Genomic DNA, 20,456 nt, shown 5'->3' on the forward strand with positions numbered 1-20,456 from the left:
TATGTTTAAAGGAAAAACATTGTTAATTACTGGAGGTACAGGGTCGTTTGGGAACGCTGTTATGGAACGATTCCTTGATTCAGATATTAGCGAAATACGTATCTTTTCACGAGATGAAAAGAAACAAGATGATATGCGTAAACTTTATAACAATCCAAAAATTAAATTTTATATTGGGGATGTGCGTGACAGACATAGTGTTGATACGGCGATGCGTGGGGTTGATTACGTCTTTCACGCTGCGGCACTTAAGCAAGTACCATCATGCGAATTCTTCCCGATTGAAGCAATTAAAACAAATGTCTTAGGAACTGAAAACGTTGTTGAAGCGGCGATTCAAGAGGGTGTTAAGAAAGTCATTTGCTTATCGACTGATAAAGCAGCCTATCCAATCAATGCGATGGGGGTTTCTAAAGCGATGATGGAGAAGGTCTTTGTCGCAAAGAGTCGTAATGTTAATAGTGATGAAACATTAATCTGTGGAACACGTTACGGCAATGTTATGGCCTCAAGAGGATCGGTGATTCCATTATTCGTCGATAAAATTAGAAATAACGAACCACTAACAATTACCGATCCTACTATGACACGCTTTTTAATGAGTTTAGAAGAAGCAGTTGAACTTGTGGTTCATGCATTTAAGCATGCTGAAACTGGAGACATTATGGTTCAAAAAGCACCTGCTTCTACAATTGGTGACTTAGCACAAGCGTTACTTGAGTTGTTTGAAGCAGACAATGACATCGTGATTATTGGGACACGTCATGGTGAGAAGAAAGCTGAAACGTTATTAACGCGTGAAGAATATGCGAATGCTGAAGACATGGGTGGTTATTATCGTGTACCAGCTGATGCTAGAGATTTAAATTACGATAAATACTTTGAAGACGGTAGTAAAAACATAACAGAAGCATACGAATATACGTCCGATAATACAGAACGTCTATCAATTGAAGCAATTAAAGAGAAGTTATTAACACTTCCTTATGTAAAAGAAGCATTAAAAGAAAAGGTTTCACAAATTAATTAGGAGGCCCCATTCATGAAAATAGCTGTTACTGGTGCAAATGGATTCGTTGGTAAGAACTTAATTCAAGAACTGAAACATCAAAAATATGAAGTACTTCCTATTACGAGACATACGTCTGAAGCAGATGTACGTCAACATTTACTTGAAGCGGATACAATCGTGCATTTAGCTGGTGTTAATCGTCCTGAACATGATGCTGAATTTAAAGCAGGAAATGTTGATTTACTTACATCTTATCTTGAAATTGTTAAAGATAATGATAAAGCGCCAACTATCATTATGTCGTCATCGATACAAGCTTCGAAGGACAATCCGTATGGTCAAAGTAAAGCGGAAGGCGAAGCGGTGTTACGTGACTTTTCAAAGAGATATGGGAATGAGGTATACATTTATCGTTTACCTAACTTATTTGGAAAATGGTGTCGTCCGAATTATAACTCTGTAATCGCGACGTTCTGTCACAATATTGCGCGTGACCTTGATATTCAGGTTAATGACCCGAATGTTGCGTTGTCGCTGAACTATATTGATGATGTCATTCATGAATTTATTCGTGCGATAGAAGGCTTTCCTAATCTTGAAGGGGGTAAGCCAACCGTGCCTAATGTGCACTTAGAGCGTTTAGGTGATATTCGTGATTTACTCTATAAATTTAAGGAAAGTCGCCAAACTTTAAGAGTGCCGAATTTAAATAAACCCTTTCAAAAGGCTTTATATAGCACGTATTTAAGTTATTTACCTGAAGATGATTTCAGTTATCCTTTAACGATGCATACGGATGAACGCGGATCATTTACTGAGTTCCTTAAGACTAAGAAACATGGCCAAGTTTCTGTAAATATTTCGAAACCAGGCATTACTAAAGGGAACCATTGGCATCATACAAAGAATGAGAAGTTCTTGGTTGTTTCAGGAAAAGGCGTGATTCGATTTCGTAAGCCAGATGAAGATGCTGTGCACGAGTACTTTGTTTCAGGAGACAAGCTTGAAGTTGTAGATATTCCAGTTGGTTACACACATAATATTGAGAACCTAGGCGATACGGATATGGTTACGATTATGTGGGTGAATGAAATCTTTGATCCTGAGAATCCAGACACGTATTACTTGGAGGTTTAGAAAATGAGTAAATTAAAATTAATGACTATTGTTGGTACGAGACCTGAGATTATTCGTTTATCAAGTACGATTAAAGCTTGTGATGCTTATTTTGACCAAACAATTGTACATACGGGTCAAAACTATGACTACACGTTAAATGAGGTGTTCTTTGAAGAACTCGAACTTCGTGAACCGGATTACTTTTTAGAGGCAGTTGGTACTCACTTAGGTGATACGATGGGGAATATTATCGCGAAATCGTATGAGGTTTTAAGCGAAGTGAATCCAGATGCGCTACTTATTTTAGGAGATACGAATAGTTGTCTGTCGGCTGTAGCGGCTAAGCGTCTTAAGATTCCTATCTTTCATATGGAAGCGGGTAACCGTTGCTTTGATCAGAATGTGCCAGAAGAAATTAACCGTAAGATTGTTGACCATGTGAGTGATGTGAATTTACCGTACACAGAACATAGTCGACGTTATTTGCTTGATGAAGGTTTCAGAAAAGAACATATCTTTGTGACAGGTTCACCTATGCGTGAGGTACTTGAAACGTATGCGCATAAGATTGAAAACAGTGATGTCTTAAGTAAACTTGATGTCGAAAAGTGCAACTATATTCTAGTTTCTGCACATCGTGAGGAAAATATTGATAATGAAGCCAACTTTAATTCGTTAATGAATGCGATTAATGATATAGCTGAAAAGTACCAAATGCCAGTTATTTATTCAACCCACCCTAGAAGTTGGAAGAAGATTGAAGAACGTAACTTTACATTTCATCCGCTAGTACGCCAGATGAAACCGTTTGGCTTCTTTGATTATAATGCGCTACAGAAAAATGCTTTCGTCGTGTTATCTGATAGTGGCACTTTGTCTGAAGAGTCTTCAATTCTAAAGTTCCCAGGTGTATTAATCCGTACGTCAATTGAACGACCAGAAGTGTTAGATAAAGGTACTGTAATTGTGGGTGGCATCGAGTACGGAGGTTTACTTCAATCTGTAGAGTTAGCGCGTTCAATGGTAAACAATGATGCACCAATGGTAGATGCTGTGGATTACAAAGATACAAACGTATCTCAAAAAGTCGTGAAGATTATCCAAAGTTATACACCAATCATTAATAACGTAGTGTGGAGGAAATGATGTGAGAATAGCAATTTTAAGTTCTGTAAACGTTAAACACATGACTTTAATATCACATTATTTAGAGAATATAGATTTAAATAAGCATCAGGTTGACCTTATTTATGCGGATAAACATGGCGTAGATGAGTACGTTGAAGGTGTACGAAGATATAAATTTAACATTCAAATAGACCCTGATTGGTCGAAACTAAGAAAAATTAAAACTTATTTAGGTTATAAAAATAAAGTACTAAAACTACTTGAAGCCAATGATTACGACTTCGTAATAGTATGGGGAAGTTATACCGCACATCTTTTCAGTAAGATTTTAAAGCGCAAATACGAAGGAAAGTACATCATTAATATAAGAGATTACTTTCATGAAAAGAATCCAATCATTAAATTCTTACTCAAGAGGCTTATTGATAAAAGTAAATTTGTAACTTTATCTTCGGAAGGTTTTAAAACTTTTTTACCTAAATCAAATAAATACTTTGTTATTTATAGTGCTAATCACAATATAATTAGCGAAGCCCGAATTGAGCGTAATTTTAAACGTGAAAAACCTTTAAGAATTTCATTTATCGGTAACAATAGATTTTTTAACGTACACGAGAATTTATTAATGAAATTGAAAAATGATGATCGTTTTGTACTGCAATATTTTGGTACAGGATCTGAGAGGTTAGCTCAATTTGCTAAAGAGAATGATATTAATAACGTAAAATTTCTTGGTGGTTTCCCAATTGAAGAGACACCGAGACTACTTGATGAAACTGATATTTTAAACAACGTTTATGGCAATAATGATATAGCATTAGATACTGCTTTATCAATTCGTCTTTACTATGCAATATACTTAAGAAAGCCTATTTTAACCTCGCCAAATACATTTACGAGTAAGAAAGCACATGATTTAAGTTTAGGGTTTGATGTGAATCTTGAGAATGACAAGCTCGGAGACGAAATTTGGGATTGGTATTCTCAAAAACTATATCAAATAGTAAATCATAAGGTTGAAAAAGAAATAAAAGAAATCGAGAATCGAAATACACGATTATACGACGAGTTAAAAAAGGTGGTGGAAGATGAAGGTTTATAAATTACTACTTTACTTACTAACTATACTAGCATTGATAATTCAAGTAATTGTAGATATCAATTATACTTTAGCTTTGCCGCTAATGTATTTATTAAGTTTAAGTATTTTGAATTTCACCCCTAAAGATAACTTCATTGTTCTAAAAGTTTCTTATGAATTATTAGGATTTATTAGGCTAGTTAACATTCCATTTCTAATAACTTTAACTAAAGATGACAAAGTAGATAATCTACCTTTAGGATACTCCGTTATTAACCAAGGTTATACCTTAATGGGGATAGAGTATGTAATTGGTGCTTTAACTATCTTAATATTATCAAATTTAATAAAAGTAAAGAAAAATCGACTTGAAGATGTAAACTTATTAGGCTCTAAAGTTTTCTATAGCTTATTTATAATCATTGCTATTGGAATTCTATCAGTAGTACCTGGGATTAAAGAAGGTTTATCATTCATTTTTATTAAAACAACTCAATCTGGACGAGAAAGTGAACAGCTACCCTCCTATATCGTGCTACTAAGAATGTTTTTTCAATTTGCGATGATACTATTATTTTTATTATTTAGCTTTAAGAATTATAAAAAGTACGTTATAAATCCTAATATTAAATACTTAGTTATACCTTTACTGTTAGCTAGTATTAATATTTCTATAATAGTTGGCGAAAGAAGAAGTTACCAAATTTATACGTTGCTAGCTATAGTAGGTATAATAACTCTGCTATTTAAAAAGCACAGTAAGATAATTAATAAAATACTTATATCTATAGGTGGTTTAGTATTTATAGGTGTCACTTTATATAAGGAACTTTATATTTTTAAATATGCTTCGTATCAACAAGCTTTATCATCAAATTCATTAGGTCAACTAAAATTTGTCGACACTTTACAATCATATTTTTATGGACCACATAATATAGGATCTTTTATCAAATATAGTCAATACTTTGATGTGACTTTTGTAGACTTTGTCCTAGATATAATTCGATCGATTTTTGGACTTAATTTTTTTATTAACGAAAATTATCTGCTACTAAGCCAGAGATTTAATTTGTTGATGTATGACAATGAACAAATGACGGGTCACTTGATATCAAGTAGTGCTTATGGTTTTTCGATATTTGGCTATGGCTTCGGAATAATAATTATTTTAAATATTTTCTTAATAGCTTTAGTTGAATATATTGCCAACTTAAATAAGTACTTAGAAATAAAATTTATATCTTACTATGTATTAATGAGATTCACTTTTAGTACATTCTCTAATACACCCCAACTACTAAGTCACGCAACTATGGTAATTGGAGTTTTTGGAGCTGTGGTTATAGTAAGTTACCTATTAAGAAAGTTAAGTGGTTCTCTTATTCTTACTAAATCGATTAAAGGTGATTTTTATGAAGAATAAGTTTTTAAAAGACTCTTTTTTATTAGTTATATCAAGTGCTATAGCACAAATAGTATTGATCTTTAGTGTGCCAATAATATCTAGAATTTATTCCCCAGAACAATTTGGTATATTTACCTTATTTAATTATCTAGCTTTAATATTTATACCTGTAATAAACGCTAGATTTGATTTGCTTATTATAAATTCTAAGACTACTAAAAAGGCAAACGCAATAGCTCAAATTTCAATAATGATAAGCCTTATTATAATAATATTTACTATCCTAGCTGGGGTAGTTGGTTCAATAGTATTAAAGGGATATTATCTAGAAATAATTTCTTTTGTGCTTTTACTAGTTTTCGTTAGTTTAACTAACATTTTTACGAGTTATCTTAATCTAAATAAAAAGTATTTTCATATTAGCATTATTAATATCACTAGAACTTTACTTATGGTCATTGTCCAAATAGCATTTGGTTGGTTAACTCATAATAGTTTAGGTCTGATTCTAGGCTTCACTTTATCTTATTTAGCTGGGATTATAATAGGTTTTAAAGAATTTAAAAAGCACTTTAAATTAAACAAGAATATTAGATATTTGAAAAAAGTGTTTAAATTACATTCTAATCAATTATTTTACTCTCCCCCTTCTATAATCATTAATAGCTTAACGTTTAGTGTAACTGTTTTTATAATAGGACTAATGTATTCAACAAAGGACGTTGGCATTTATGGTATGGCAACAAGAATACTTAATGTTCCTATAGTAGTCGCAGGTATGGGGTTATCAAAAATCTTTATGCAAAAAGCTAGTGAAGATTATTATAAATTTAATAACTTTAGACCGGTATTGCTTAAATTCTCTCTAGGGTTATTTTTCCTTGGTTTAATAGCATATGGACCATTACTTTTATTAAAAGAAGAGGTAGTTTTATTATTCTTAGGTCGCGATTGGTTAGAGGTAACAATATTATTCATACCATTTGTAACTCTATATGTGACAAGACTAATCGTCTCTACAATATCATTAGCTAACATCGTTATAAATAAGCAACATATAGACTTGATATTCCAAGGAGGGACGCTTGGTTTAACGATAGTTTCTAGCTTAATTAGTTACATCTTGGGATTAGATTTTCAAAGTTTTGTATGGTTGAATTCATTAACTGTAACTGTTTCATTTATAACATTTTATATTTATATATTTAAAAAATCTAAGAAGGCCATATAACTTCTTTTATAATAGGAGATTATCTATGAAACAAAAACGTCTACTTATTTTGTGTCAGTATTTTTATCCGGAATATGTCTCTTCAGCAACATTACCAACTCAATTAGCAGAAGATTTAATTAGTAATCAAATGAAGGTTGATGTAATTTGTGGATACCCAAGTGAATACAGTAAATCAAGACGTGTTCCTTACAAGGAATTGTTTAAAGGTATTCGTATCAAACGCTTAAAGTATTTCACCTTCAATAATAAATCTAAAATAGGGCGTATCCTTAATTTCTTCTCATTGTTTATACGATTTTGTCTAGAGACACCACGGATGCTGAAGTATGATCATATTCTCGTATATTCGAATCCGCCTATATTACCTTTGATACCTGATGTGCTTTATCGTCTTTTTAAAAAAAAGTATTCTTTTGTGGTATATGATATTGCGCCAGATAATGCGATTAAGACTGGAGCTACCAAACCTGGTAGTATGATTGATCGGTTGATGACTTATATTAATAAACATGTATATCAGAACGCATCAAATGTTTTTGTACTAGGTTCTGAGATGAAAAATTATTTATTGAGTCAAAAAATAAGTCAGAAACCTGAAACGATTCGTATTACACCTAACTGGTACGATAATAAAGGACTTAAAGACGAAATAGTTTATAATCAAGAGTTCCAAATGCTTCGTGAGCAGTACGACAAGATACTTTTATATAGCGGTAATATGGGACAGTTACAAGACATGGATACTATCCTAGATTTCTTAAAGCTCAATCAACAAAACAGGAATGTACTCACGATTGAAGTATCAAGCTGTTAAAGACTTTATCGAACGTCATCAAATTGAAAACGTTCGGTTATATGATTTATTAACTGGTACGGATTATTCAGATGTATTAAAAATTTCTGATGCGGCTATTGTCTCCCTTATTAAAGAAGGTATTGGATTAGGTGTACCAAGTAAGATTTATGGTTATCTTGCTGCTAAAAAACCGTTAATCACGATAATGGATGCTTCAACAGACATCGTACAACAAATTGAAGAAAATCAAGCGGGTGTTCATATACCAAATGATGCCGCTACCCAAATGCTGAAGTTCATTGATTTAACGAGCCGTGAAAAGCTTAAACAAATGGGAACTAAGGCATATGAACTTTATGAAAAGCATTACACGCGTGAAAAAGGGACAGCACGTTATTACCAATATTTAAAGTAAGGGGGAAAAAATGGATGAAGCGATTATTTGATATCTTGAGTACGTCTTATGCAATTATCGTATTCTCTCCAATTTTGTTAATTACTTCGGTATTTATAAAACTTGAATCGAAAGGACCTATTATTTTTAAGCAAAAGCGACCAGGTCTTAACAACCAAATTTTCGAAATTTATAAGTTTCGTTCAATGAAGGTAGATACACCTAATGTTGCTACTGACAAAATAGATCCTAGCCTTTATATAACTAAATCAGGTAAGTTCATACGTAAAACTTCAATAGATGAACTTCCGCAATTATTTAATATCCTAAAAGGTGAAATGTCTGTAGTTGGACCACGACCTGCTTTATATAATCAATATGAGCTTATTGAAAAGCGAACTAAAGTAGGTGTGCATAAAGTTAAGCCAGGTTTAACAGGGTTAGCTCAAGTTATGGGGCGTGATGACAATAATGACGATCAAAAGGTCATGTATGATAAATACTACATTGATAATCAATCCTTTATGCTAGATATGTTCATCATATATAAGACAATACGTAATACATTGACTTCAGAAGGGGTTTCTCACTAATGGCTAAACGCATTTTAATTACTGGTACTAAGGGTTACATTGGTTGTGCATTAGAAAAACATTTTAATGATTTAGGATATGATGTTAAGCGTTTAGATGTTAAGTCGCCTACTTACTTAGCACAGAGTTTTAAAGGCTTTGACGTTATTATTCATACGGCTGCTATCGTGCATAACAACCTAAAGAATGCTTCCATGCTTGATTACATGAATATCAATTATCATTTAACGCGCAAGATTGCTAATAAGGCTAAACAAGATGGCGTATCTCAATTTATATTCTTTAGCACTATGAATATTTTTGGATTACTTGGTGGGGTTGGCTATGAAACGATTATCACTAAAACTACGCCTACTAACCCTCAGACTGCATATGGTATTTCTAAGGGTTATGCTGAAGATTATTTAAAACAAGTTGAGACAAATCGTTTTAAGGTGAGCATCGTAAGACCTCCTATGGTATATGGCAAAGATGCACCAGGTAATTTCGCTAAACTTGAAAAGATAGCACGTTTTAGCTCTTTATTTCCTAATATTCATAATCACCGTAGTGTCATTCATATAGATAACTTAACTCACTTTGTAGAGACACTCGTGCACGAACAAGCTAGTGGCATCTTTCACCCACAGGACTTTTCATATATGTCGACGACTGAAACGATTCACGATATCCGCATGTTAAAAGGTAAGCAACTGAAAACGTTCCCTGTTTCTAAAGGGCTTTTCAAGATGATTAATAAAGTACCAATGCTTAAGAAAGTTTATGGTAATTTAGTTTATGCACAGAATATTGATAAACCGCAAGATTATCGTAAAGGGTTTATTGATTTCGGTGACGCGCTTAAAAAAACGATTCGCTAATTCTAAAAAATAAAAGAAAGCGATAAAAATTTATGGTACATTATTAATAACTAAATTAGATTGATGGAGGAGAACAATGGCAGCAACTTTACCAAATTGTCCGAAGTGTGATTCTGAATATACTTATGAGGATGGTGCCGCGTACGTATGTCCGATGTGCGCATATGAATGGACGGAGGATTCACTTAAGGAAGAACAAGAAGCCGCGCTGATTAAAGATGCGAACGGCAATGTATTAAATGATGGCGATGATGTATCTGTAATTAAAGACTTAAAGATTAAAGGTGCGTCTTCTGTCATTAAACAAGGTACGAAAGTTAAAGGTATTAAACTTGTGGATCCTGATGATGGTCACGACATCGATTGTAAGGTACCGGGCGTTGGCCAAGTCGGTTTAAAATCTGAGTTTGTGAAAAAGTTATAATGAAGTTAGAGACCTTGAGTTGAATTTAAACTTGGGTCTCTTTTTTTATATGAAGTTTGGGTGCGTTTCGTTATAATTAAGTTAAGTTAAAGGGGGATATTGTTCATGGCGAAGGAATTAAATCCTAAAGTAGATGCCTATATTGAGAACGAAGAGAAATGGCATGAGGAATTTAAATTATTGCGTGAAGCGATTTTAAAGTGTGATCTAGATGAGGATGTTAAGTGGAACCATCCTTGTTATACATTAGATGGTAAGAATATTGTATTGATTCATGGATTTAATGATTATTGTGCGTTGCTTTTCCATAAGGGTGCGTTAATTGATGATAAGAAGCAATTGTTAATTCAACAAACGAAGCATGTGCAATCTGCGCGTCAAATGCGCTTTACGAGTGTTGAAGACGTGAAGGCAGTCTTTGATGAGATTTCAAAGTATGTTGAAGCGGCTATTGAAGTTGAGAAGAAAGGTTTAAAGGTTGAGAAGAAGGGCATGTCTGAGGAAGATTTCCCTGAAGTATTGCTTGAGGCCATTAAAGAAGACGAAGACTTTGAAGCGGCGTTTAAAGGTTTAACACCAGGACGTCAACGTGCGTATGCACTATTTATTGGTGGTGCGAAGCGTGAGGCGACGCAGAAATCACGTCTTGAAAAGTACTACGATCATATTCTAGATGGTAAAGGTATGAACGATAAATAAGATTTAAATCCAACTACAACGAGAGGTGAACATCATGATAACTTGGATTATTGTATTATTATATGTAATGCGCTTATTTATGTTAGGTGTGTCTGAGTGGCATGCCAGAGCATTAAAGCAGCACGGTTTAGAGGAACTTAAAATTGAAACGTCGATGAAGCTTGAACTCATTTGTCATATTTATTATTTATGTACGATTGCGATGACGCTTATTGTAAAACCGTCATATACGATGAACGTTGTGATAGGGCTCGTGCTTATCACGATAGCTTATAGTTTATGGTTTTATATTTGGTACATGTTACATGAAACATGGGCATTGCGCTTGTTTAAGGTGCCGAGTGAGATGCGTGTAACGGACGGGGTGTACAAGTTCATACGACACCCTGAGTACTTTATCGTGACACCACTTGAAGTATTAGGGATTATGTTCATTTCGCAAACATATTTTAATGTATTGATTATGATTCCGTATGTATTTTACATGTGGTTTCGAATTAAAGACGAGAATACAATGTTACAAGAAAGTTTATAAAGGAGTCGGTATTGATGGCGAACCGCAATTTGCTTGAAATAGATGGTATCATGTCACAATGGATCTTGGAACTACCTGATTTTGTAGCCAAGAAGATGGAAACGTTTGAAGTGGGGATTAAGTTAAGTCCTACAGATCTCGTGACAAGTCTCGATGAAGATATCCAACGTGATTTCGAAGCGTTAATCGATGAACACTTTCCAGGTCATCAAATCGTAGGTGAAGAGAAAGATAATTCAGGCATCGACATGAATCAAGGGTACGTTTGGATTATCGACCCGATTGACGGCACGACAAATCTTGTTAAACAACAGGATGACTACTGTCTTGTGTTAAGTTTATTTATCGATGGCAAGCCGTCATTAGCCTATCATTACGATTTCGTAAACCAGAAATTCTATAAAGCAGTTGATGGCGAAGTGCCAACAGTGAATGGTACTGAAATCAAGACGCCCTTATTACCATCATTAGCGGATTCATTAATATCATTCGATCCTGAGCCTGCCGGCGGTCTCCTCACTGAAAAGCTCATTCAAGCATCGTTTGGCTTTCGATACGAAGGTGCAGGCGGTATTGGTGCGATGAAGATTATAAACGGGCAAATTGGAGCGAGTATCGATTTCTATGCGAATGTTTGGGATATGAGTACGCAGCTATTGTATGCCGAACAACTTGGTTTAGTAATTTCTGATTTAAAAGGAAATCCGATTGATTTGAATCATGTGAAAGGTGCGGTATTTGCGCATCCAGATGTATTTGATGATGTGATCAAGTTAATTAATGAGTAATAAGGTAAGGCGTGATTGTCGAGGCATATCACGTCTTTTTAATTTGTAATTATATTGGATATGTAGAGTAGGTAATGCTATAGCTCGGTGTTAATGAGACTGTGTAATACGGTAGCATTAATTTATGAAAAGGTTTAATAGGAAGCAGTTTTTGGAAAACTGCTATCCTTTTAGGAAATAAATAAGAAGTAGTTTACGAAAATAACGTAAGTATTGATTAAACCTGTTATAACAGATGTTTGAAACTTGATGGCGAAACATTAATCACGCCACAGAGCGTTTGAAACTTGATGGTGAAATCGTAATCAAGTTTCAAGGCATGTGTAATTTCGTCTATTTCTCAGAATCAAAGTTGAAGAAACGTGTGTAACACGTTTCACCATTATTATATAAAAAGTAAACGCGTGCTCATTGAAAGCACGCGTTCATTTATTAATCATGATGAAGTTTACGATCGAAGAAGTCTTTTGTAAGACGTTTAACTTGTGGTGCTAAGATGAGGACGGCGATAATGTTTGGAATTAAAACGATTGCTAATGCTAAATCGAGTAATTTCCATAACTCAGTACCTACACCATAGCCACCAATAATAATTGAAGCAAGGTAAACGAGTTTCATAATTGCACCAGCTGTCATACCGAACAAGAACTCCGCCATACGTGTTCCATAATAGATAATAACGATAACAGTTGAGAACACGAAGAATATCATTGAAATCGATACAATCGAACTACCGATACCACCAAAAGCGTGTTCATATGCTCGTGCAGTAAGTGCTGCTGAATTCTCTTTAGCGTCACTTTCTTTCCATACGTCTGATACAAGTACGACGAAAGCTGTTGTACTACAGATGACAATTGTATCTACGATGATTTCACTGATACCCCAGAATGCTTGGCGTACAGGGTGGTCGGTCTTAGCTGCAGCGTGTGCGATAGGTGAGGTACCTAAACCTGCTTCGTTTGAATAAATACCACGTGCGAATCCCCAGCGAATTGTAGCCGCTAGTGCTGCACCGAAACTACCTCCAATTGCCGCGTCTGGTCTAAAGGCCTTTTCAAAGATGAGGGCCACAATACCAGGTAAGTGTGCGATGTTCATGATAATAATGACGAAACCTAGGATGAGGTAGAGGCCTACCATGATGGGCACGAGGAATTCTGTGAATGTCGCGATACGTTTAACGCCGCCGAATACAACGAGTGCTGCGATTACAGCGATGATGATACTTACGATGCCAGCGTCTACGTTAAATGTGTCACTCACGGTACCTGAAGCTGAGTTCCCTTGTACCATGATACTTGGAATGATTTCGATCATTAACGCGAATGCGAAGATAGAGGCGAAGACTTTACCGACTGACTTGTTCTTGAAGCCTTTCTTCATATAATGTGTCGGACCGCCGACGAATTCGCCTCTCTTGTTCTTCTCACGGTAATGAATACCGAGTACGTTCTCGCTATATTTAAGTGCCATACCTAAGAAGGCGATGACGATCATCCAGAAGACGGCACCTGGTCCACCCATCATGATCGCGGTAGGTACACCGATGATATTTGCCGCACCAACTGTTGATGATAGTGCGGATGTTAATGCTTGCCTTGGTGTGATGGTACCTTCACCTTTAGGCGTCTTGTTAATGCTTCCGAAAGTTTGCTTCATAATAGTAGGGAAATGCCTAAATTGGATGAACCCTAAATAGATGGTTGTAAACAAACTTGCGAGTAGCAACAATGAAACAAGTGGGTAGCCCCACAACCAATCTGAAAAAGCTACGATTTTCTCCATGTTGATGACCCCTTTATCATTTAAATCACAACTTGAAAATTTCTCCCTTTGAATCGTGATTTACATATATATCCCCTTTATTAAATATATGTAATTATTTTTTTAAAGAATTAAAGTGATAAAATTACACGTTCAAGTTGTATTATCAACTATTATACCAATATTCTTTTTAAATAAAAATGCTTATTTTAAGTAAAATTCTATTTATCCAAATTTTCGGAAAATATCGAAAAATAGTGAATAATTGCAAAAACGGGTTATTCAAAAAATCGTCATAATTTATTTTTTTACATATTTACATCACCGCTTTATTGTGATAAAGTTTGGCAGTATTCAGTGATGACACGCTTTAACGCGTTAAACGATTTCACAAATTGTAAATTCAATGTTAAAAGTGTGAATTTAAATTTAATAAAGTGTATTTTTATACACAGAGCTCATTTGTCAGCGCTTTCATTTAGTTGTACACTATGAGTGGTAAAGAAAAGAAAAGAGGTCTAGAAAAGAGGTAAGTAAAAAATGAATATTATATTAGGAATTGGAACATTAATTCTAGTGTTACTCGCTATGACTTTGTTCCTAAATTTCGCTCCAAACGGAAAAGTTAGTTTACAGGCATTATCTGGTGCAGCTTGTGCAACGTTTTTACCCCAAGCGTTCTTAAGCTATGCGATAGGTGGCGTGTTCCACATCGAATTTTTCCAAACTTTAGGTGACTTAGCAGGAAGTCTAAGCGGTATTGCTGTTGGTATTCTAACATGTTTAAACATGAAAGTATCGCCAGTGTTCGCAGTTATTATCGGTTTAGTACTTCATGATTTCAAATTGTTACCAGCTTTCGTAGCAGCTTACTTAGTTGCATTCTTAATTAAATTCTTAGAGAAGAAACTTCCAGAAGGTATCGACTTAATCGTAGTAATCTTAGTTGGTCCAGCATTAGCATTTGGTATCGCGACATTAATCGCTCCAAGTGTAACAGCTGTCTTAAAACAAATCGGTACAGCCGTAACATCTGTAGGTGACGCTAACCCTTACGTCCTTGCAATCGTGTTAGGTGCTATCATCCCGGTAGTTGGTATGACACCACTAAGCTCAATGGTATTTACAAGCTTACTTGGTTTAACAGGCGTACCAATGGCAATCGGTGCATTATGTTGTATGGGTAGCTCATTCGTAAACTTCGTTATGTTCAAGAACTTAAAAATTGGTAATCCTTCAAAGGCTTTTGCTGTAGCAATTGAACCATTAACTCAAATTGACTTAATTGCGAAGTATCCAATTCAGCTTTACGGTGCGAATGCAATCATCGGTATGGTTAACGCATGTATCGTAACAGCATTTGGTTTAGTCGTTGGTGTGACAGGCATGGCAACACCTATTGCAGGTGCAATCGTATTATTTGGTTTCAACAATGCCGTGACATCTATTATCACAATTGTTATTGTGGCTATTACAAGCTTAGTACTAGCTTTCATTATTTCAAAAGGTATGCAAAAAATGAATTTCAACTTTAACTTAAAAATGCCTCATTTTAAGAAACAAACAAATTAATTTTATGGGAGTGTTTATAAATGGCACGTACAAAAAACTATCAAAGTGCTTTTGACATTATCGGCCCAGTTATGATGGGACCATCAAGTTCTCATACAGCAGGCGCTGTAAAAATCGGTCAATCTGCTTTAGCAGTTCTTGACGCTGAGCCTGAATCAATTACAATTCATTACTACGAATCATTCGCAGAGACACATCAAGGTCACGGAACTGACCTAGCTATCATTGGTGGATTATTAGGATTTAGTACTTACGATGAACGTATCAAACATTCATTTGATATCGCAGAAGAGAAAAATATTCCAATCGAAATCATCGAAGAAAAAGGTACAAGCTTAGGTGAACATCCTAACTGTGCATTAATTAAAATTGATGCTGGTGATCGTCACGTAGAAGTTAACGGTATCTCAATCGGTGGCGGTATCATCAAGATTAAGAGTATCCACGTTAACCAAAGCTGTATTCTTTTAAATCACACTCCACCATTATTAGTAGTAGATGGTAAAAGTGATATCTCATCAGTTAACCACTTAATTAACGATTTAATTGAAAACAATATTGATATTAATGAAGAAATTAAAACAATGAACAAAGATAAATGTTTACTAGCACTTCATTTGAACAAAGGTATATCAGAAGACTTATTAAATAAGATTAAAGAAAAATATTCGAGATTACATTTCTCTTATATTCAATAAAGGAGAGATTTCAATGTTTGATTCAATTCAAGAAATTATTGAGTATGCGAATAAACACAATATGACTTTTGCTGAAATCATGATTCAACATGAAATGGGCATGAGACAAATGTCTCGCGAAGACGTAATTGGTCTTATGCAAAAGAACTTAGATGTTATGCGTGATGCTGTAGAAAAAGGTACAACAGGAGAGGGCGTTAAGAGTGTTACTGGTTATACAGGACAAGATGCCATCCGTGTTCAAAAATATTTAGAAAATAACCACGCATTATCAGGTAATGAAATGATCGAAGCAGTTAAAGGTGCTGTAGCTACTAACGAAGTTAACGCAGCTATGGGTATCATTTGTGCGACACCAACTGCTGGTTCATCAGGCACAATCCCAGGTGTATTATTTAAGTTAGAACAAACACACGGTTTAACAAATGAACAAATGATTGAATTTTTATTTGCATCTTCTTTATGCGGTATGGTTATCGCGAATAATGCCAGTGTTGCAGGTGCTACTGGTGGTTGCCAAGCTGAAGTTGGTACAGCTTCAGCAATCGCATCAGCTGCAGCGGTTCAAACATTTGGCGGTACACCTGACCAAGCTGGTCACGCTTTAGCAATTAGCTTAAGTAACTTATTAGGTTTAGTATGTGACCCAGTTGCAGGTTTAGTTGAAATTCCATGTGTAATGCGTAATGCAATCGGTTCAGGTAATGGTCTTATCTCAGCTGACTTAGCGTTAGCTGGTGTTGAAAGTAAAATTCCTGTTGATGAAGTTATCATGGCTATGGACAAAATTGGCCGTAACTTACCAGCGTCATTACGTGAAACAGGTATTGGTGGCTTAGCTGGTACGCCAACTGGTGAAGCAATCAAAGCTAAAATCTTTGGTGATAAGAAAGAAGAATCACAAGAAAAAGACCCAGTAGAAACACATTCTTAATAGAAGTAACGATATAAAATAAAGACAGTGATGTGACTCATTCGAGTGCATCACTGTCTTTTTTATGTGCTTTACGCGTTACTCGGGTAATCGTCTCTCTTTGAGTTTCCTCTTCAGACTCCTTTTTACGCAGCTCAATATTTAATTTGACGTAATAAACGATAAAGAAAATCATCAAACTGACTGACATAGATTTAAGTAATAAGTTTAATGATGATCCTTCGGTCGTTAAATATACCGTTAATGTCGTATTGACGACAAATGCTAAAAATATAAAAGCGAGTTGTTTAATCATACCCCTCATCCCCTTAGCATCATTCTATAGTTTATTTATAAAACAAGCAAGTAAATTTTTAAATTTTCTGAAAAATAAAAGAGCGGCACGTTTATATAGGAGTCGTATAAACGTGCCTGTTTCTTTAATGATAGGTATCCATATTAGACGTATAGGGACGTGGGAGGGTTCCTTTGTAACCCAACTTCATTCTATCAAAATATTTAGAAAATAAATGTAGACAAATTCTTATCATTGTGTGTCATTTTATTGAATAAATTGAAAAAAATATAAGTAACAAGATTGCTATAACATTATTTGAAACTATAAACTTTTGTAAAATATAGTTTTAATATAAATAATGTTGTAATCAAAATGTAATATTAATTTTCATGAAAAATAGTTACATTTAAAGAGGTATACAGTAAAATATATAGTGCAAAACAACATATACATAAAGATAATGTTGTTATAAAAAAATGGAGGTAAATTAATGTCTAAATTGAAAAGAAATGGAAATAAGAATTACTTACCAAATCAGTTAAACAAATACTCAATTAGAAAATTTTCAGTAGGAACTGCTTCAATTATTGTCGGTGCTACTCTATTATTCGGAGCAGGACAAGATGCTAAAGCTGCGGAGGCAGTGTCAATTGAAGAGTCGAACAAAGACGCATCTTCGGCTGAAACACCTACATCAACAGAAGAACCTGCAACTGTGGAAAACACTACAACTGAGGCTTCTACAGAACAACCAAGTACAGAAGAGGCCGCTACAACAGAAGTAGCAAGCACTGAGAAGGTTTCAACAGAACAACCTTCAACAGAAGAGAAAGCTAGTACAGAAGAAGTTTCAACTGAGCAACCAACAGAAGAAAAAGCAAGTACAGAAGAAGTTTCAACTGAGCAACCTTCAACAGAAGAGAAAGCTAGTACAGAAGAAGTTTCAACTGAGCAACCTTCAACAGAAGAAAAAGCAAGTACAGAAGAAGTTTCAACTGAGCAACCTTCAACAGAAGAAAAAGCAAGTACTAAAGAAGTTTCAACTGAGCAACCAACAGAAGAAAAAGCAAGTACAGAAGAAGTTTCAACTGAGCAATCTTCAACAGAAAAGAAACCTAGTACAGAAGAAGTTTCAACTGAACAGCCAGCAACTGCTGAAAGAGCTGCAACTTCAGAACCAACTACAAACTCAGTAGTATCATCAACTGAAGAACCAGCTTCAACTAAAACTGCTACACGTTCTACAGTATCAGCACCAGAAGCTAAAGAATCTTTAGCTACTACTGATAACAAAGAAGCTTTCGTTAATAACTACATTGATTCAAGTTACGATGTTGAAACAGCTAAAGCTGTTAAAGAAAACTTAAATGTAGACTACGCGAATGCTACAGATGCTGAAATTGAAGAAGCAATTCAAGCTGCTGCATTAATAGCTATGGCTAATAGTCCTGAAGCGCCTGTTGCTACACCTGCGATTGCGCCTAGAAACGTCGCAACAACATACAATATGAGCAATACAACTGATAATTATTTAGCAGGTTTATCAGCGACCACAGGTTCTAATGTTAACGACATAATTCAAGTTACTAGCGCTTCGATAACACAAAATTATATCGAGCCAAATAATAGTGGTAATTTTAAGTTAGAAAGTTCTTTTAAAACTTTAGGCCCTGTAAAAGGTGGAGATTATTTCACTGTAAAAATTGATGAAAATGTTTCCATAGATGGTGATGCTGATTATAGTAAACTTAACAATGAGCAAATCATGGAGTTAGTAAACTCTGAGGGTTATAAGGTAGCTGATGGAGTATACAATACAGAGACTAAAGAACTTACTTACACATTCACAGACTATGTTAATAACAAATCAGAAGTAACTGGTTCATTTTCTTTATCACAATTTATTGATCGCAAAAATACTCAAGACAGTGGTATATATAATTTAAATTATAATATTGCAGGAGAATCTTTAAACGAAACGTTAGAAGTCAATTTTGGTGATGTTGCACAAGGTAATGGTGTTCAAAGTATAACTTCTATGATAACAGACGTTGACTACGAAAGTGGCTCTAATGATTATACTCAATATATTTATGTAAATCCCCAAGACAATGAACTTTATAATGCCAACGTTATTCTTCAAGGCTATCTAGATGATCCTAGTACAAGTAGTGGTCAAATAAACACTGACGTGACTGACATTCAAGTGTTTTACGTAGATCCTACTGATAAATTAACAGAAAGTTATTACGTAGACGAGTCTAATTATGAAAATGTTTCAAATAATCTTAATATTTATCAAGATGGGCAAGACAGAGCTATAGTAGAGCTTGGAAATATTAGCCAACCGTACATTATCAAAGTAACAAGTAAATATGATGAATCTGGTAATCCTTTAAAGTTGAGATCTATTCTTGAATCTTCAGACGTATATGGTAATAGAGGATCGTATTTCTGGGATAATACAACAATTGTTACTGGAAATGAAGGTAACGCAGATGGCGTAAATAAACGATACAACTTAGGTGATTTCGTTTGGGAAGATAGCAATAAAGATGGTATCCAAAATAGTAATGAAAAAGGAATCTCAGGAGTAGAAGTTACTCTTACAAAACCAGACGGTACGACTGAGACAACAACAACAAACGATGAAGGTAAATACAACTTCACAGGTTTAGAAAATGGAAATTACACAGTAAACTTCAAAACACCGGAAGGTTACGAAGCAACAGTTGTGAATAATGGTGACGATGCCCTAGATTCAGACGGATCAAGTGTAGAGGTAACAATCAATAATGCGAATGATTACACAATTGATTCAGGATATGTAAAACCTGTTGTAGAAACACCTAAAGATCCAGCGAAATATGAATTAGGTGACTATGTATGGGAAGATAGTAACAATGATGGTATTCAAAATAGTAATGAAAAAGGAATCTCAGGAGTAGAAGTTACTCTTACAAAACCAGACGGTACGACTGAGACAACAACAACAAACGATGAAGGTAAATACAACTTCACAGGTTTAGAAAATGGAAATTACACAGTAAACTTCAAAACACCGGAAGGTTACGAAGCAACAGTTGTGAATAATGGTGATGATGCCCTAGATTCAGACGGATCAAGTGTAGAGATAA

At 34.8% G+C, this 20,456-nt stretch carries 17 protein-coding genes and 2 pseudogenes; 17 read left to right on the plus strand and 2 right to left on the minus strand.

All coding sequences use genetic code 11. From position 1 onward, the window contains the following. The first annotated feature begins 1 nt into the window (after position 1). The 13 genes and pseudogenes from ACF3N8_RS03650 (at position 2) to ACF3N8_RS03710 (ending at position 12,071) form a co-directional block, all read left to right on the plus strand. The gene (locus ACF3N8_RS03650; protein WP_238094075.1) at positions 2 to 1,030 is read left to right on the plus strand and encodes a nucleoside-diphosphate sugar epimerase/dehydratase; all 1,029 of its coding nucleotides are present in this window, start codon (positions 2 to 4) and stop codon (positions 1,028 to 1,030) included. Positions 1,031 to 1,042: 12 nt separating this feature from the next. Then, a complete protein-coding gene (locus ACF3N8_RS03655) occupies positions 1,043 to 2,149 on the plus strand; it encodes an NAD-dependent epimerase/dehydratase family protein (protein ID WP_009382155.1) in 1,107 nt (368 codons plus the stop codon). A 3-nt stretch (positions 2,150 to 2,152) separates the two neighbouring features. Continuing rightward, positions 2,153 to 3,277 (plus strand): non-hydrolyzing UDP-N-acetylglucosamine 2-epimerase, encoded by a 1,125-nt coding sequence (gene wecB, locus ACF3N8_RS03660; RefSeq protein ID WP_238101740.1) that lies wholly within the window; start codon positions 2,153 to 2,155, stop codon positions 3,275 to 3,277. Position 3,278: 1 nt separating this feature from the next. Then, the gene (locus ACF3N8_RS03665) at positions 3,279 to 4,361 is read left to right on the plus strand and encodes a hypothetical protein (RefSeq protein ID WP_017176669.1); all 1,083 of its coding nucleotides are present in this window, start codon (positions 3,279 to 3,281) and stop codon (positions 4,359 to 4,361) included. Next, positions 4,348 to 5,766, plus strand: coding sequence for a capsular biosynthesis protein (locus ACF3N8_RS03670; RefSeq protein ID WP_238094077.1), 1,419 nt, complete (start codon positions 4,348 to 4,350; stop codon positions 5,764 to 5,766). Before ACF3N8_RS03665 ends, ACF3N8_RS03670 begins: the two co-directional genes overlap by 14 nt. Next, on the plus strand, positions 5,756 to 6,979 hold the full coding sequence (locus ACF3N8_RS03675; protein ID WP_238101739.1) for a lipopolysaccharide biosynthesis protein: 1,224 nt from the start codon (positions 5,756 to 5,758) through the stop codon (positions 6,977 to 6,979). The genes ACF3N8_RS03670 and ACF3N8_RS03675 overlap by 11 nt, the downstream gene beginning before the upstream one ends. A gap of 25 nt (positions 6,980 to 7,004) precedes the next feature. Further along, positions 7,005 to 8,193 (plus strand): annotated as a pseudogene (locus ACF3N8_RS03680) (glycosyltransferase family 4 protein). Positions 8,194 to 8,207: 14 nt separating this feature from the next. Next, a complete protein-coding gene (locus ACF3N8_RS03685; protein ID WP_238094080.1) occupies positions 8,208 to 8,765 on the plus strand; it encodes a sugar transferase in 558 nt (185 codons plus the stop codon). After that, complete coding sequence (locus ACF3N8_RS03690; RefSeq protein WP_238101738.1) at positions 8,765 to 9,625, plus strand: NAD-dependent epimerase/dehydratase family protein; 861 nt, start codon at positions 8,765 to 8,767, stop codon at positions 9,623 to 9,625. Before ACF3N8_RS03685 ends, ACF3N8_RS03690 begins: the two co-directional genes overlap by 1 nt. A gap of 76 nt (positions 9,626 to 9,701) precedes the next feature. After that, complete coding sequence (locus ACF3N8_RS03695; RefSeq protein WP_009384722.1) at positions 9,702 to 10,049, plus strand: zinc ribbon domain-containing protein YjdM; 348 nt, start codon at positions 9,702 to 9,704, stop codon at positions 10,047 to 10,049. Between the two features lie 105 nt (positions 10,050 to 10,154). Continuing rightward, entirely contained in the window at positions 10,155 to 10,748 is a 594-nt protein-coding gene (locus tag ACF3N8_RS03700) for a YdeI family protein (RefSeq protein ID WP_238094082.1), read from the plus strand. 34 nt (positions 10,749 to 10,782) lie between these two features. Beyond that, positions 10,783 to 11,283: an isoprenylcysteine carboxylmethyltransferase family protein gene (locus tag ACF3N8_RS03705; protein ID WP_238094083.1), complete on the plus strand. Its 501-nt coding sequence runs from the start codon at positions 10,783 to 10,785 to the stop codon at positions 11,281 to 11,283. A gap of 14 nt (positions 11,284 to 11,297) precedes the next feature. After that, positions 11,298 to 12,071, plus strand: coding sequence for an inositol monophosphatase family protein (locus tag ACF3N8_RS03710; RefSeq protein ID WP_238101737.1), 774 nt, complete (start codon positions 11,298 to 11,300; stop codon positions 12,069 to 12,071). Between the two features lie 432 nt (positions 12,072 to 12,503). Here the strand turns inward: ACF3N8_RS03710 and ACF3N8_RS03715 are convergent, their stop codons facing one another. Next, positions 12,504 to 13,859: a sodium:alanine symporter family protein gene (locus tag ACF3N8_RS03715; RefSeq protein ID WP_238094085.1), complete on the minus strand. Its 1,356-nt coding sequence runs from the start codon at positions 13,857 to 13,859 to the stop codon at positions 12,504 to 12,506. A gap of 519 nt (positions 13,860 to 14,378) precedes the next feature. Between ACF3N8_RS03715 and ACF3N8_RS03720 the strand changes: the two genes are divergently transcribed. Genes ACF3N8_RS03720 through sdaAA form a run of 3 tightly spaced genes read left to right on the plus strand, consistent with a single transcriptional unit; the run spans position 14,379 to position 17,042 of the window. Beyond that, the gene (locus tag ACF3N8_RS03720; RefSeq protein WP_009384716.1) at positions 14,379 to 15,410 is read left to right on the plus strand and encodes a PTS sugar transporter subunit IIC; all 1,032 of its coding nucleotides are present in this window, start codon (positions 14,379 to 14,381) and stop codon (positions 15,408 to 15,410) included. Positions 15,411 to 15,430: 20 nt separating this feature from the next. Next, a complete protein-coding gene (sdaAB, locus tag ACF3N8_RS03725; protein WP_009384715.1) occupies positions 15,431 to 16,108 on the plus strand; it encodes an L-serine ammonia-lyase, iron-sulfur-dependent subunit beta in 678 nt (225 codons plus the stop codon). A 13-nt stretch (positions 16,109 to 16,121) separates the two neighbouring features. Further along, the gene (sdaAA, locus tag ACF3N8_RS03730; RefSeq protein WP_238101736.1) at positions 16,122 to 17,042 is read left to right on the plus strand and encodes an L-serine ammonia-lyase, iron-sulfur-dependent, subunit alpha; all 921 of its coding nucleotides are present in this window, start codon (positions 16,122 to 16,124) and stop codon (positions 17,040 to 17,042) included. Between the two features lie 37 nt (positions 17,043 to 17,079). On the opposite strand, the gene ACF3N8_RS03735 is transcribed toward sdaAA, so the two are convergent. Next, entirely contained in the window at positions 17,080 to 17,337 is a 258-nt protein-coding gene (locus ACF3N8_RS03735) for a hypothetical protein (RefSeq protein ID WP_009384713.1), read from the minus strand. A gap of 472 nt (positions 17,338 to 17,809) precedes the next feature. On the opposite strand from ACF3N8_RS03735, the pseudogene ACF3N8_RS03740 reads away from it, so the two are divergent. Beyond that, positions 17,810 to 20,455: pseudogene (locus ACF3N8_RS03740) on the plus strand (SdrD B-like domain-containing protein); the annotation flags it as partial. Position 20,456: the final 1 nt, after the last annotated feature.

It is taken from the genome of Staphylococcus massiliensis (assembly GCF_043186315.1).
In the GTDB taxonomy this organism is placed as follows: Bacteria; Bacillota; Bacilli; order Staphylococcales; family Staphylococcaceae; genus Staphylococcus; species Staphylococcus massiliensis.